The organism is Bacillus cereus group sp. BfR-BA-01316, from assembly GCF_022664195.1.
Lineage (GTDB): Bacteria > Bacillota > Bacilli > Bacillales > Bacillaceae_G > Bacillus_A.
In genome coordinates, this window is record NZ_JAKUGX010000137.1 from 1 (window position 1) to 220 (window position 220).

Genomic DNA, 220 nt, shown 5'->3' on the forward strand with positions numbered 1-220 from the left:
GAATCTGAGGAAGCAGAAGTTGCGGAGTTAGAAGAACCTGAGGAAGCAGAAGAAGTTGCGGAGTTAGAAGAATCTGAGGAAGCAGCAGAGGTTGCGGAGGTAGAGGAATCTGAGGAAGCAGAAGAAGTTGCGGAGTTAGAAGAATCTGAGGAAGCAGCAGAGGTTGCGGAGGTAGAGAAATCTAAGGAAGCAGAAGAAGTTGTGGAATTAGAGGAATCTA

Annotated in this window: 1 protein-coding gene; it reads left to right on the forward strand. The window is 46.8% G+C overall.

Going from position 1 to position 220, the window contains the following annotated elements:
* Positions 1-220 (forward strand): hypothetical protein (locus MR071_RS25325; RefSeq protein WP_242238251.1); only part of this gene is annotated, 220 nt, incomplete at both ends.